We start from the raw sequence: 12919 nt of genomic DNA on the forward strand, positions 1-12919 counted from the left end.
CCGCCAGGATACGCCCGCCATGTCCACCGCCGATCTCGACATTCCCAAGCCTGAATATTGGGAAGCCGCCGTAGCCCACCTGATGCGGCGCGACCGCATCCTGAAGAAGATCATCCCCCAGCACCCGGAGGTCTGGCTGACTTCCCGCGGCACGCCGTTCGTGACGCTGGCGCGGGCGATCATCGGGCAACAGGTGTCTCCCAAGGCGGCCGATGCCGTCTGGACCAAGTTCATCGACGCCGTGGGCAAGCGCCCCACGCCCGTTGCCGTGCTGCGCGTCGGCCTCGAAGGCATGCGCGCCGCCGGCCTGTCCCAGCGCAAGGCCGAGTATGTGCTCGACCTGGCCGTGCATTTCGGCGAACGCCGGGTGCACCCGGAGAAATGGGCGGCCATGGACGACGAAGCCGTTATTTCCGAGCTGGTTGCCATCCGCGGCATCGGACGCTGGACGGCGGAGATGTTTTTGATTTTCAATCTGCAGCGGCCTGACGTTCTGCCGCTGGATGATCCTGGGTTGCTCAAGGCAATCTCGCTACACTATTTCAGCGGCGAGCCTGTCTCTCGCTTCGAGGCTCGCGAAGTCTCGTTGGCGTGGCAACCCTGGCGTACCGTGGCGACCTGGTATCTGTGGCGCAGTCTGGAACCGACCCCGGTCCAATACTGACGCACGCCAGGCAGCCCATCTACGGAACCACACTACATGCGCAATACATTTCTGGAATTCGAACAACCGCTCGCCGAGCTTGAAAACAAGATCGAGCAGCTGCGCTACGTGCAGGCCGATTCGGCGGTGGACATCTCCGACGAGATCGGACGTCTGCAGCAGAAGAGCCAGACCTTGGCCAAGGAAATCTACGCCAAGCTCACGCCCTGGCAGACGGCCCTGGTCGCCCGCCATCCCCAGCGTCCCTACACGCTGGATTACGTGCGCGAAATGTTCACCGACTTCCATGAACTGCACGGCGACCGCATGTACGCCGACGACCAGTCCATCATCGGCGGCCTGGCGCGCTTTAACGGCACGCCCTGCATGGTCATCGGCCACCAGAAAGGCCGCGACACCAAGGAGCGCGCCGCCCGCAACTTCGGCATGCCGCGTCCGGAGGGCTACCGCAAGGCTCTGCGCCTGATGCGCCTGGCCGAGAAGTTCGGCATTCCCGTGTTCACCTTCGTCGATACCCCGGGCGCCTATCCTGGCATCGGCGCCGAAGAGCGCGGCCAGTCCGAAGCCATCGGCCACAACCTCTATGCCATGGCCGAGCTGAAAGTGCCCGTGATCTGCACGATCATCGGCGAAGGCGGCTCGGGTGGCGCTCTGGCCATCGCCGTGGGCAACGCCGTGCTGATGCTGCAATACGCGACCTACGCCGTGATTTCGCCGGAAGGCTGCGCGTCCATTCTGTGGCGCAGCGCCGAAAAGGCCCCGGAGGCCGCCGAAGCCCTGGCCATTATCGCTCCCCGCCTGAAGGACCTGGGCCTGGTGGACCGCGTGGTCAACGAGCCGGTGGGCGGCGCCCACCGCGATCCCCGCGTCATGGCCCGCCTGCTGCGCCGCGCGCTGGGCGACGCCCTGCGCCAGCTCCAGGGCATGACGCCCGAAGAGCTCGTGGAGCAGCGCGTCCAGCGCCTGCTGTCCTACGGCGCCTTCCAGGAAGTGCGCGCCTGAAGCGGCCCCAGGCGCCGGCACCGTGCCGGCGCATCGGCCACGCGCCACGCGCCATCCCATCATGACCGCCCGCCAAGCGCCCGATGCCCCCGATCGGGCCGAGGCGGGCGCGTTTCATCCGCTTCCCCTGTCTCCCGATCTCGCCGGCGCTTTGCGCCGCGCGCTGCTTGCCTTGCCCGAACGCCCCGAGCGCGTGGGCGTGGCGGTGAGCGGCGGGGCGGATTCGGCGATGCTCGCCGTGCATGCGGCCGCGGTGGGGCGCGAGCTCGGCATCGGCATCGCGCTTTTCCACGTGCATCACGGCCTGATGGCCGATGCCGACGAGTGGGGGCGGCAGGTGCGCGCCCTGGCGGGCCTGCTGGCGCTACCCGTGTTCGAGGCCCGCGTCCAGGTCGAACTGGCGGGGGGCAAGGGCATCGAGGCGGCCGCCCGCGATGCCCGCTACGCCGCGCTGGCGCAACTGGCGCGGGGCCAGGGAACGAGCCACGTGCTTCTGGCCCATCACCGCAACGACCAGGCGGAAACCGTGATCCTGCGCCTGCTGCGCGGCACCGGGCTGTCGGGCATGGCGGCCATGGCGCCCGTCTCGCAGCGCGACGGCGTGGCCTATGTGCGGCCCTGGCTGGACATCGGCCGCGAAGCCATCCTGCGGGCGGCGGAGGCCGTCGAGGCGGCCTGCGGCTGGCGCCCGGTGCAGGACCCCACCAACGCCGACCCCCGCTACACACGGGCGGCCCTGCGCCAGTTGCTGGCTCCGGTGCTGGATGCCCGTTGGCCGGGCTGGCGGGCCATCGTGGTCAGGCATGCGCGCCACATGGCGGATGCGGCCGAGATACTGGATGAGGTGGCGCGCGAGGATTTCGCGGCGCTCGAGCCGAGCCCGGACGGGGCCAGCTTCTCGCTGCGGGCTTGGCGCGGCTTGTCCGAGGCGCGGCAGGCGCATGTCCTGCGCCATTGGCTGGAGCGCAACGGCGCCCGCATGCCTACCGACGCCCGGATGAGGGACCTGCTGCGCCAGCTGCGCGGCTTGCACAGCCTGGGCCATGACCGCCAGCTGCGGGTGGAGCAGGCCGGCCACGTCATCCGCTGCCACCGGGGCAGGGTCTGGGTGGAGCCCCGGGAGCCCGGTGCCGCGGCGCATACGCCGGGAAATTCTCCAGATTAGCCGCTGCATGGACGGAAAATTGCGCAAACTGCGCAAAATTTTACCGTCGCGCTAGAATATACGGCTTTGCCCGTCAACCTTTTGCGGCGGGTCCCCAGCCAGAGTACGAGATGTCCCTGATCGTTCACAAATATGGCGGTACTTCGATGGGCTCGGTCGAGCGCATCAAGAACGTGGCGCGCCGCGTCGCGAAGTGGCACGCTGCCGGCCACCAGGTTGTCGTTGTCCCGTCGGCGATGGCGGGCGAAACCAATCGCCTGCTTGGCCTGGCGCGCGAGATTTCGCCGCAGCCCGACTCCCGCGAGCTCGACATGATCGCCGCCACCGGCGAGCAGGCCAGCAGCGGCCTGCTGGCCATTGCCCTGCAGGCCGAAGGCGTGCCGGCGCGCAGCTACGCAGGCTGGCAAGTGCCCGTGCGTACGGATTCGTCCTACACGAAGGCGCGTATCAGCTCCATCGACGACGCCCGCATCCGCGGCGACCTGGACGCCGGCCGCGTGGTCATCGTCACGGGTTTCCAGGGCGTCGATCCCGAAGGCCACATCACCACGCTCGGCCGCGGCGGTTCCGACACCTCGGCCGTGGCCGTGGCGGCCGCCATCAAGGCCGACGAATGCCTGATCTACACCGACGTGGACGGCGTCTATACGACCGATCCGCGCGTGGTACCCGAAGCGCGCCGCATGGCCGTCGTTTCCTTCGAGGAAATGCTGGAAATGGCGTCGCTGGGTTCCAAGGTCCTGCAGATCCGTTCGGTTGAATTCGCCGGCAAGTACCGTGTCCCGGTCCGGGTCCTGTCCTCGCTGACCGACCCGCTTATCCCGCTCGAAGAAGAAATGGTTTCGGGCACGCTGATTACTTTTGAGGAAGACGAAAAAATGGAAGCCGCCGTTGTCTCCGGCATCGCCTTCAGCCGCGACGAAGCCAAAATCACCCTGCTGGCCGTTCCGGACAAGCCCGGTATCGCCTTCTCGATCCTGGGTCCGGTCGCCGCCGCCAACATCGACGTCGACATGATCGTGCAGAACCAATCCGTGGCTGGCACGACGGATTTCTCGTTCACCGTGAATCGCAACGAGTTCGCGCGTGCCGTGGACCTGCTCAAGCGCGAAGTCATCCCGGCCGTGGGCGCGCGTGAATTGTCCACCGACGAGAAGGTCGCCAAGGTCTCCATCGTCGGCATCGGCATGCGCTCGCACGTGGGCGTGGCCAGCCTGATGTTCCAGACGCTTTCGCAGGAAGGCATCAACATCCAGATGATCAGCACCAGCGAAATCAAGACCTCGGTGATCATCGACGACAAGTACATGGAATTGGGCGTGCGCGCGCTGCATAAGGCCTTCGGCCTGGACCAGGCGCCGGTCGAAAAGGCCTGAGTACAGGGCTTCGGCACGAATTTTTTTTCGATGGCGGCCCCTGGGTGGGCATGAGTGAAAAAAGTCGTGCTAGAATCTCGTTCTCTTCGGAGATGTGCCCGAGAGGCTGAAGGGGCTCCCCTGCTAAGGGAGTATGTGGCTAAAAACTGCATCGTGGGTTCGAATCCCACCATCTCCGCCAGATTCTCTCCAAGCCGGTTTCGGCCAGCCTGGAGATAAAAAACCCGCAATCGCGAAAGCGATTGCGGGTTTTTTCATTGGGGCGCCGGCGGGCGCATTGGAGCCGGTGCGCATGCCCGAACCGGCATGAGAGAATTCCCCTTTCCCCTCTTTGCGCCGCCACCTTGAAACACCTGCTCGCCACACTCGACCAGCGGGATGATTTCGATGAAATCATCGATGTGCGTACGCCGCTCGAATTCGCCGACGATCATATTCCTGGCGCGATCAACGCGCCGGTGCTGAGCAACGAAGAGCGGGCCGTGGTCGGCACGCTTTACAAGCAGGTCTCGCCGTTCGAGGCCTCGCGGGTGGGCGCCGCGCTGGTGGCGCGCAACATCGCGGCGCATCTGGACACCACTTTCGCGGACCGGCGGCAGGGCTGGCGTCCGCTGATCTACTGCTGGCGCGGCGGCACGCGTTCCGGCTCCATGACGACCATGTTCAACATGATCGGCTGGCGCGCGCGGCAGCTCGACGGCGGCTACAAGGCCTATCGCCAGGCAACGCTGGCGGCGCTGGAGCGCCTGCCCGGCGCCTTGCGCTACATCGTGCTGGTGGGGCCGACCGGCAGCGGCAAGACGCGTTTGTTGAATGCCCTGGCCAGGGCAGGCGCACAAACGCTGGACCTGGAGCAGCTGGCCTCGCATCGCGGTTCGCTGCTGGGGGCGTGGGCCGGCGTTCCCCAGCCGTCGCAAAAGGCATTCGATACGCAGCTCGCGCAGGCATTGCACGGGTTCGATCGGTCGGTTCCGGTGTTCGTCGAGGCGGAAAGCCGCAAGATCGGCGCGGTCGCCTTGCCGGCGGCGCTGCTGGCCGCCATGCACGCGAGCCCGTGCGTCGAGGTCAGGTCCAGCCGCGAAGACCGAGCCGCCTTTCTGCTGCAGGACTACGCGCAGCTGTTCGACGATCCCGGGTCCCTCAAGGCGCAGCTGCAGCGCATGGTCGGCCTGCACAGCCGCGAGCGCGTGGTGGGCTGGCAGGCTCTGGTCGACCAGGGCGCGCGCGTGGAGCTGGCGCGAGAGCTGATAGACCGGCACTACGACCCGGCCTATGCCCGCAGCTGCCATGCGCACTTCGCGCAATTGCCCCAGGCCCTGCGCCTGGACTTCCGGCCCAACGACGTGGACGTCGTGGAGCAGGCCAGGGTGCTGCTGGCCCGGCTGGAATCGATGGATGCCGGCGCCTAGCCGCGCTCAGTCGATGCGCACGCCTGTCATGTCGACGAGGTTGCGCCAGTTCTTCACTTCGTCTTCCTGATAGGCCTTGAGGTCCGCGGGGCTGCCTGCGGCCGGGGCCATGCCGATCTGCGTGGCGAGCTGGCGCAGTTCCGGGGTGGCAAGCACCTGGTTGACCTCGGCGTTGAGGCGCTCGACGACGGGCGGGGGCGTGTCGCGCGGCGCGAACATCGCGAACCAGACCACGAGCTCGTGCTTGTCCAGCCCGCTTTCGGCCACCGTTGGAATATCCGGCGCGAACGAGGCCCGTTGCGGGGTGGTGACGGCCAGGGCCCGGACTTTGCCCGCGGCAATCTGCGGCAGGCTGGGCCCGACGTTTTCGAAGGCATAGGAGATGCGGCCGCTCATGAGATCGGTCATCATGCCGCCCACGTTGCTGTAGAGCACCGTGGCGACGTCGACGTCCGCCATGCGCTTGAGCAGTTCCACCCAAACCCGTGCCGTCGTGTTGCTGGCGCCGAAGTTCAGGGCGCCGGGCTGTGCGCGGGCGGCGGCGATCAGCTCGGGCAGCGTGCTGGCTTTGGTGTCGGCATTGCCGATGAGGATCATGGGCAGCCGGCCCATCAGCGCGACCGGCGCGAAGTCCTTGATCGGGTCGTAGGGCAAACGCTGGTACAGGCTGGCGTTGGCGGCCATCGGGCCGTTGGTGCCCATCAGCAGGGTATAGCCGTCCGGCGCGCTGCGCGCGACGTAGGCGGCGCCGATGCCGCCGCCCGCGCCCGGCTTGTTCTCGACGGTGACGGGCTGCCCCAGCCTTTCGCTCAGGCCTTTGGCGACGCAGCGTGCGAGCGTGTCCGTCGCGGAGCCCGCGCCGAACGGAACCACCATGTTGATCGGTTTGTCGGGAAAGGCCGCGCTGGCGTTCATACAGGCGGCGCCCAGCAGCAGGAGCGCCGCCAATTGCTTCATCGTTCTGGACATATGCGGATCTCGGTCGTGAGGGTCAGGCGACGGTGGGGCCGGTGTCCTGCACCGTGGCGCGGCGCATCGAGCGGCGGTACTTTTCATCGAAGCCGGCGCCGCGATGCATGGTGCAGCGGTTGTCCCAAAGGACCAGGTCGTTGGTGCGCCAGCGATGCCGGTAGACGAATTGCGGTTGCGTGGCGAAGGCCATCAGCTCGTCGACCAGTACCCGGCCGGCTTCATCGCTCATGCCTTCGATGCGGCTGATATGCGAGGCGATGTACAGCGCGCGGCGGCCGGTGGCCGCGTGCGTGCGCACGAGCACCTGCCGCACCGGGGGCTGGCGTTCGCGCCAGGCGGGAGGGATCGAACCGACGTCGAAATCGGTCAGGCCGCGCGAGTGGAAATAGTCGTGCACCGCGATCAAGGGCGCCAGGCGCTCCTGCCTGGCGCCGTCCAGGGCCTCCCAGGCCGCCCGCATGTCGGCAAATTCCGTGGCGCCGCCGACAGGCGGAATTTCCTGCGCGGACAGCAGGGACACGCTGGCGGGCGTGTGCTTGAACGAGCTGTCGGTATGCCAGAGCTGGTTGCTCAGGTTGATCAGGCGGCGGATGTCGCCCGGGTCGAGAATGCCGCCGCGTTCGTCCAGATTGGAAATGTCGGACAGCTCCGCGTGGTTCAGCCGGCGCGGACGGTCGGCGTTATAGACCGAGGCGCCCACGGATATCTCCAGCGGTCCGAATTGCTGCGCGACGGCCAACTGCTCCGCTTCGTTCAACGGCTGCTCGGGCACGACCAGCACCGCGTACCGGTGCAGCGCGTCGCGCAGCGCGTCCGCGTCCTGGCTAGACAGGGACGCCCGCAAGTTGATATTGGAGACTTCGGCGACAAAGTCCGGGCGGACGGGTGTCAGTTCGATCATTTCTTCCCTTCTCCTTAGGCATGCCAGGGCTTGCGATTGCGCCCTGGTATGCTATTATTTTTCGACTATCGAAAAATATTTCTTCTATCGAAATAATCATGCCCAATATTCCGAGTGAGCAAACTTGGGGTTTACCCAAGGGCAGCGATCAATTCGTCGAGGCTTTCGCCCGCGGGCTGGCGGTCATCAGGGCGTTCGGCCCTGGCTATCAGTCGCTGACACTGAGCGAAGTGGCGGAGCGCACCGGCCTGACGCCCGCTGGCGCGCGCCGCTTGCTGTACACGCTTGTGACGCTGGGTTATGCGCGCAACGACGAGCGCCGGTTCAGCCTGGCGCCCGCGGTGCTGGAGCTGGGTTACGCTTATCTGTCGTCGCTGTCCTGGCGCGATATCGCGCGCCACGCGGTCGAGGAATTCATGCGCAATACCGGCGAGATCTGCACGGTGTCGGTGCTCGATGGCAATAACGTGGTCTATGTTGCGCGCGCCGAGATGCCCAGCCCGCTGTCGCGGCGCCTGGGTGTCGGAGAACGCCTGCCCACGCATGCCACTTCCAGCGGGCACGTGCTGCTGGCCGGCGCGAGCGCGGCGGAGCGCGAGGCCTTCCTTGCCAACGCTCCATTCGAACGGTATACGCAACATACGTTGATCGAAGCGGCGCCCCTGCGGCGTGCTATCGATGAAGCGGCGAGGGCGGGATACGCCGTGGCCAACGAGCAGCTGGAGCTGGGCATCTGCGGCCTGGCGGTGCCGGTCAAGGACGAAAGAGGCCGGGTCGTGGCCGCCCTGACCACCAGCCTGAACCTGGCCCGGCACGACTACGCCGAGATCCCCGGCAAGTTCTGCCAGAAGCTTCACGACACCGCGGCGCAGATCGGCAAGGCGCTGGGCTAGATATGCGAGCCGGGCAGGGGTGCCTGACTTGCGCGGTCCGTGAAATAACGCTATTATTCAAGGCTTGCTTTGAAACGCGCCCGTAGCTCAGCTGGATAGAGTACCTGGCTACGAACCAGGGGGTCGTAGGTTCGAATCCTGCCGGGCGCACCAATTCAAGAAAGCAAGCAGTGGTAAATCAGTGGCAGTAAAAACGAAGTAAAAGCAAAAACGAAGTAAAAGCGGCAAGATTTCTGATATAATTTTGCCTCTTTGCCGGAGCGCCCGTAGCTCAGCTGGATAGAGTACCTGGCTACGAACCAGGGGGTCGTAGGTTCGAATCCTGCCGGGCGCGCCAAGTTTCAAGTCATTGGACTTGGCCAATACAGCAAAGAAAATGGAAAGGCCTTTGATCTCGCATCGAAGGCCTTTTTGTTTTGCGGTGCGCCATGTTCAACGTACGGCTGGAGGCGCTTTCCAGAAACTAGAATCGGATAGTCACGCCGGCCATGGGGCCTTGCAGCACCGCGTCGAATTTGAAGCCGCCGCTGCTGTAATCCACGCCCAGCGCGCGATAGCCGATCGCGGCCGAGACGTTCTTGCTGATGTTGTAGCCGAGCCCGAGCCCCACATCCCAATCCGCCTCCGCGCCGCCCGCGCCGACCAGGCCCCAACCGGTCAGGTAGAACTTGGGGCTCAAGACGTAGTTTCCGCGCACGCCCACCAGGCCATCGACCCACGTGGCGCCCTCGCTGCGCGTCCTGCCGTTCAGATGCGCGCCCTTGAGCGTGATGTCCGTGTCGACCGACCAGACTCGCAGGCCCGCGACGACGTCCAGTTGGTGCGGCGAATTTTCCAGGACGGAGTAGCCCGCCCCGATGAGTCCGGCGAAGGTCGACGTCTTCACGTCCGCGCTGGTGGCCAGCAGGCCGAGCGGGGTATCCCCCTGCGAGCCGATCTTGGTATAGATGAGGTCGCCGAAGATACTGTAGCGGCCTTTGCGCGCCTCGGCGATCAGCATGGCGCCAAAGTCGAGGTTGTCGAACAGCTTGTCGAAGTCCGCGTCGACGTCGATGACGAACTGGCGCCGGTGGGACACCTTGCCGGAAAGGCCGGCCGCCCAGAAATAAGGCGTGGCCGAGAATTGCCATTCACTTGAAAGCGGGGTGCCCGCCGCGGTGGCGGCATCCGGTTCGGCGCCGAATCCGGGCGCGGCATAGAGCATTGCGCAAACCAGGCTGCCAGCGATTTTTTTCTTCATTGCAAACCCTCCCCAAGCGGGAGGCGCGAGGAATCGGATCTATCGCGCCTCCACGAGCGTAAAGCCGGCCTGATGCCTTCCGGGCGCAAGCTCGGTATCAGCTCACCCTTCGTACGGGAGGTATGGTCCAGGAGCCATTGATGATCGACGGATCGCTCTCGTTGGGCCAGTAAAGACGCATCATCAAGATGAACTTCCCCTTGGGCGCGGGCAGCCAGTTCGACTCCAGCTCGGGTCCAGGGGACTCATGCTGTATGAGCAGGTCGATCGAGCCGTCCGGCTTTGCCTTCAACGGTTGGCGCGCGCTGATCGAGTAGCGGTTCAATGGGTTGTCGACGAAGAAGTAGGACGCGTCGTACATCGTCAGCGACCAGAATCCGGAAACAGGAGGGGTGAGCCCCTTCTTGAAAGTCAGCACGTACTTTTCAGACCCGTTGTAGGCACGTTTGATGGCGCCGGTGTCGGACTTCAGCGACGTGGGGTAGATCGCGTCCTGCGGACGGTTGGCGCCGAGGCCGATCGCGGTGATCAGGGCGCGTTGAAGATAATTTGTCCCGTAAATGCCCGTTTTCGTCGTGAAGCCCCAGCCGTCGATGTCCTGGATATCGCCGTCGCTGGCTTTGAAGTGCGTCATGATCCGCCCGAAACCAACCTGGGGGACGCGCTTCGCAAGGGCTGGGTCGAGCTTGCTCTTGTCGAAATCCTGGCCGGGCACGATGCCTATCGACGCCAGCTTCGCCACCATGGGGCCATCCGCGGCGCTGGGCGGATTCCTTTTCAGCAGTTCGGCAAATAAAGTGAAGTATTCGACCGCATCCATATTGTTGACCTGGTCGCGGACCGACATTTTCATGTCGATCGCCGGATCGACCTTCCCCGCGGGCGGATTCCAGTCCTTGCCCCAGGCGCTGAGCGGGCAGAGCTTAACCTCGTCCTGCAGCTTGTGGACCTGGGCATAATCCTCGGGCGTGCCGGAACAGTAAATGCGGCCAAGCAGCCAGACGATGCTCGTTGGCGACTTGTACTGGACCATGCCCTGGGGGATCGACCCTTCCCACCCGGGGCCGGTCACCACGAAGGTCTGCTGGCCCGTGCCCGTTGTGCGCTTTCCGGGAACGTCGAACACTGTCGTCCACCCATCCAGCATCGGAAACAGGGCGTAGCGGTCGTTCAGGTTGGGCAAGCTGACGACCCACGGCTCGTCGCCCACATCGAAGAAGGCGGTGGTGTACAGGGTGTCCGCGTTTGGCGCCGTTACATCCCGGAATTTGGCATCCGGATATTGGCGCAACTTGATGAGACGCCCCATCGGAGCCCGGGTCCCTTTCGGTTCGGCGACGTTGGTGAGGACTCTCCTGGTCATCTCCATCGTCACGAGGGGATAGGCGTAAATATAGGCGTCGGTCGCCAGTCCGAATTGTTCATCGCCTTCCGGCAAATTCGCGACCAGGCCGTCCCCGGCGCGGGCGGATGTGCCCAGGGAACCGACCGCCAGCAGGGCCAGACCGCCTGCGTTCAATCTGCGACGTGTTAGCTTCATTTTTCCCTCCAACGAGAATGTGTGGTGAAGTGCACGAGAGGCTTCAAGCAAGAAAACGACTTTTCAAGCGGGTAGGACTGCAATTATCTGGATGAGGTGGCGAATCTCCGTAGTGCCTGGTTGGAATGGCGGCTACCTTTCCCGGACATACCGCCGGATCTCCTGCGCGGCGCCCGTGGTCCATTCATCGATCAACGGTTGCAGCTTGGATAACTGGACGCCGCCGCTGCCCTGGGTGGCGTTTGCGACCCGCTCGCCAGTCCCACCCCGCACCGATGCGTACAGCAAGTCGCCTGACATGCTGTCCGTGACCCGCGATTCAATGGCGACCGTTGCGTTGCGCGGCAAGCCGCCTTCCAGAGCGGCCTTGGCGCCGGTCATGACCAACGCGATGGGGATGTACTGGTAGACCTCCAGCGATTGCGTGGCGGTTCCGACCGCCGTGAGCGCGATGCGTACGTGAGCCACGCCGGGCCCCGCGCGATCGGCCAGCCGGACCTGTTGGCCGACCTTGCGCCGCAGCGTTTCGTTGACCGCGTTGCGGATCTGCACAAGGGTTTCCATCGACACGTCCTCGGAAGGCCTGGGCTCGGGGTAATAGACAACGGGATCGAGCCATACCGCCGTATAGTGGGCGGGCGTGAAAGCGGGGTTCACGTAAAGCAGGCGGGTTCCGCCGCCGAGGGCAGGCTCTTGGCGCAGAAGCGAGTAGTCAGGGAGAAAACCGGACTCCTGGGACGTTGGGGCGGTCGAACAGCCGGCGGCCAGGGCGGCGGCCGAGATGGCCAGGACAAAAGTACGCAGCGCGTGGTTGATGCTCATGCAACTTCCTTCGGATGGAAACAGGGACTTGGTGATCCTGGCTGCAGGCGCTGCGTGGAGGGGGATTTCGTGCAAAGCAGATTCCCCGCTCGTGGGTGCATATTCCGTCCAGTTTGCACAAAAATCCAATTATTCTTTTGAAGATGATGCCGAACGGCAACAGATACCTGAATTGGGCTTTCAGGACTATTTTCTCCGCATGCGTTTTATGGTTGCAATCGTACGCAGAAGCGCTTTCCGGTATTCAAATGCGAAGCATCGGGAAAATGGAATCTCGCGTTCCTCGACTCGCCGCAGCACGAAGAGTAGGGACAAGAAAATCGGGCCGCCACTCATTTTGCGCCAGCACAGGCACCGCAATGGGCCGTGGGCTGACGCTGCCAGCTGGGCCGTGACAGGAAGGGGGAAAGGGGGGAGGCGTGTCCGGGCCGCGCCGCGTCGGATCAGGAGGCCGGCAGGTGCGTCGCGTTGCTGTCTTGCGGTTGGGCTTCTTCTTCGTCGTCGAACCCCCAGTCTCCGACCGTGTACCAATCCTCGCCCAGCAGTTCGGCGGGATGCATGGTGCGGCCCGACCCGTTGCCGCAGGCGAGCGAGTCAGTGGGGCAATAGCGGTCGCAGCCCCAGCAGATGCGCTCGGGGTGTTTGGGGTGCAGAGGAAACTTCTTGGCCATGCCGGATGCCTGATATCTGGTCGGCGCGCGCAGAGTCCGCCGCCTACGTATTCAGCGTACTGCGGTGTCCCGGGCCTCTTCTTTGACCTGGCGCAAACCAGGCGGCAGGGCCGGATGCCCACAACGGGCAGCGCGTTCAATTTGCGCGCCGTGTTTGTTTCGTGGTATAAACACGCCTCTTTCGGGGCGCCCGTAGCTCAGCTGGATAGAGTACCTGGCTACGAACCAGGGGGTCGTAGGTTCGAATCCTGCCGGGCGCACCAA

12 protein-coding genes and 4 tRNA genes are annotated in these 12919 nt (G+C 64.7%); 10 read left to right on the top strand and 6 right to left on the bottom strand.

Annotation, left to right across the window (positions count from 1 at the left end; all coding sequences use genetic code 11):
* Positions 1–19 precede the first annotated feature (19 nt).
* The 6 genes from AGI3411_RS10260 (at position 20) to mnmH (ending at position 5616) form a co-directional block, all read left to right on the top strand.
* Positions 20–664, top strand: a complete 645-nt coding sequence (locus AGI3411_RS10260) for a DNA-3-methyladenine glycosylase family protein (RefSeq protein ID WP_129527256.1) — start codon at positions 20–22, stop codon at positions 662–664.
* A 36-nt stretch (positions 665–700) separates the two neighbouring features.
* Positions 701–1666, top strand: a complete 966-nt coding sequence (locus tag AGI3411_RS10265) for an acetyl-CoA carboxylase carboxyltransferase subunit alpha (RefSeq protein WP_129527257.1) — start codon at positions 701–703, stop codon at positions 1664–1666.
* 151 nt (positions 1667–1817) lie between these two features.
* Complete coding sequence (gene tilS, locus AGI3411_RS10270) at positions 1818–2831, top strand: tRNA lysidine(34) synthetase TilS (RefSeq protein ID WP_244240311.1); 1014 nt, start codon at positions 1818–1820, stop codon at positions 2829–2831.
* Positions 2832–2941: 110 nt separating this feature from the next.
* Entirely contained in the window at positions 2942–4207 is a 1266-nt protein-coding gene (locus AGI3411_RS10275) for an aspartate kinase (protein ID WP_129527259.1), read from the top strand.
* 88 nt (positions 4208–4295) lie between these two features.
* A tRNA-Ser gene (locus tag AGI3411_RS10280) sits at positions 4296–4388 on the top strand.
* Between the two features lie 163 nt (positions 4389–4551).
* Positions 4552–5616 carry a tRNA 2-selenouridine(34) synthase MnmH gene (gene mnmH / locus AGI3411_RS10285; protein WP_129527260.1) on the top strand — a complete coding sequence of 355 codons (1065 nt, stop codon included), beginning with the start codon at positions 4552–4554 and terminating at the stop codon, positions 5614–5616.
* 6 nt (positions 5617–5622) lie between these two features.
* Here mnmH and AGI3411_RS10290 read toward each other — a convergent pair whose 3' ends face one another.
* Complete coding sequence (locus AGI3411_RS10290; RefSeq protein WP_165359130.1) at positions 5623–6585, bottom strand: Bug family tripartite tricarboxylate transporter substrate binding protein; 963 nt, start codon at positions 6583–6585, stop codon at positions 5623–5625.
* Between the two features lie 22 nt (positions 6586–6607).
* Positions 6608–7489: a TauD/TfdA dioxygenase family protein gene (locus AGI3411_RS10295; RefSeq protein WP_129527262.1), complete on the bottom strand. Its 882-nt coding sequence runs from the start codon at positions 7487–7489 to the stop codon at positions 6608–6610.
* Positions 7490–7587: 98 nt separating this feature from the next.
* Here AGI3411_RS10295 and AGI3411_RS10300 point away from each other — a divergent pair, with 98 nt between their 5' ends.
* The 3 genes from AGI3411_RS10300 (at position 7588) to AGI3411_RS10310 (ending at position 8719) form a co-directional block, all read left to right on the top strand.
* Positions 7588–8382, top strand: coding sequence for an IclR family transcriptional regulator domain-containing protein (locus tag AGI3411_RS10300; RefSeq protein WP_165359131.1), 795 nt, complete (start codon positions 7588–7590; stop codon positions 8380–8382).
* 76 nt (positions 8383–8458) lie between these two features.
* Positions 8459–8535: transfer RNA gene (locus tag AGI3411_RS10305), tRNA-Arg, on the top strand.
* A 107-nt stretch (positions 8536–8642) separates the two neighbouring features.
* A tRNA-Arg gene (locus tag AGI3411_RS10310) sits at positions 8643–8719 on the top strand.
* 126 nt (positions 8720–8845) lie between these two features.
* Here AGI3411_RS10310 and AGI3411_RS10315 read toward each other — a convergent pair.
* The 4 genes from AGI3411_RS10315 to AGI3411_RS10330 form a co-directional block, all read right to left on the bottom strand.
* On the bottom strand, positions 8846–9622 hold the full coding sequence (locus AGI3411_RS10315; RefSeq protein ID WP_129527264.1) for a hypothetical protein: 777 nt from the start codon (positions 9620–9622) through the stop codon (positions 8846–8848).
* 97 nt (positions 9623–9719) lie between these two features.
* Positions 9720–11162 (bottom strand): DUF1254 domain-containing protein, encoded by a 1443-nt coding sequence (locus AGI3411_RS10320; RefSeq protein ID WP_129527265.1) that lies wholly within the window; start codon positions 11160–11162, stop codon positions 9720–9722.
* Between the two features lie 132 nt (positions 11163–11294).
* Positions 11295–11984 (bottom strand): DUF3313 domain-containing protein, encoded by a 690-nt coding sequence (locus tag AGI3411_RS10325; RefSeq protein WP_129527266.1) that lies wholly within the window; start codon positions 11982–11984, stop codon positions 11295–11297.
* A 443-nt stretch (positions 11985–12427) separates the two neighbouring features.
* Positions 12428–12655: a DUF3079 domain-containing protein gene (locus AGI3411_RS10330; RefSeq protein ID WP_129527267.1), complete on the bottom strand. Its 228-nt coding sequence runs from the start codon at positions 12653–12655 to the stop codon at positions 12428–12430.
* Between the two features lie 186 nt (positions 12656–12841).
* On the opposite strand from AGI3411_RS10330, the gene AGI3411_RS10335 reads away from it, so the two are divergent.
* Positions 12842–12918 (top strand) — tRNA-Arg (locus AGI3411_RS10335).
* Position 12919 lies beyond the last annotated feature (1 nt).

Origin of the sequence: Achromobacter agilis (assembly GCF_900496965.1) — a bacterium.
Taxonomy (GTDB): Bacteria; Pseudomonadota; Gammaproteobacteria; order Burkholderiales; family Burkholderiaceae_B; genus Achromobacter; species Achromobacter agilis.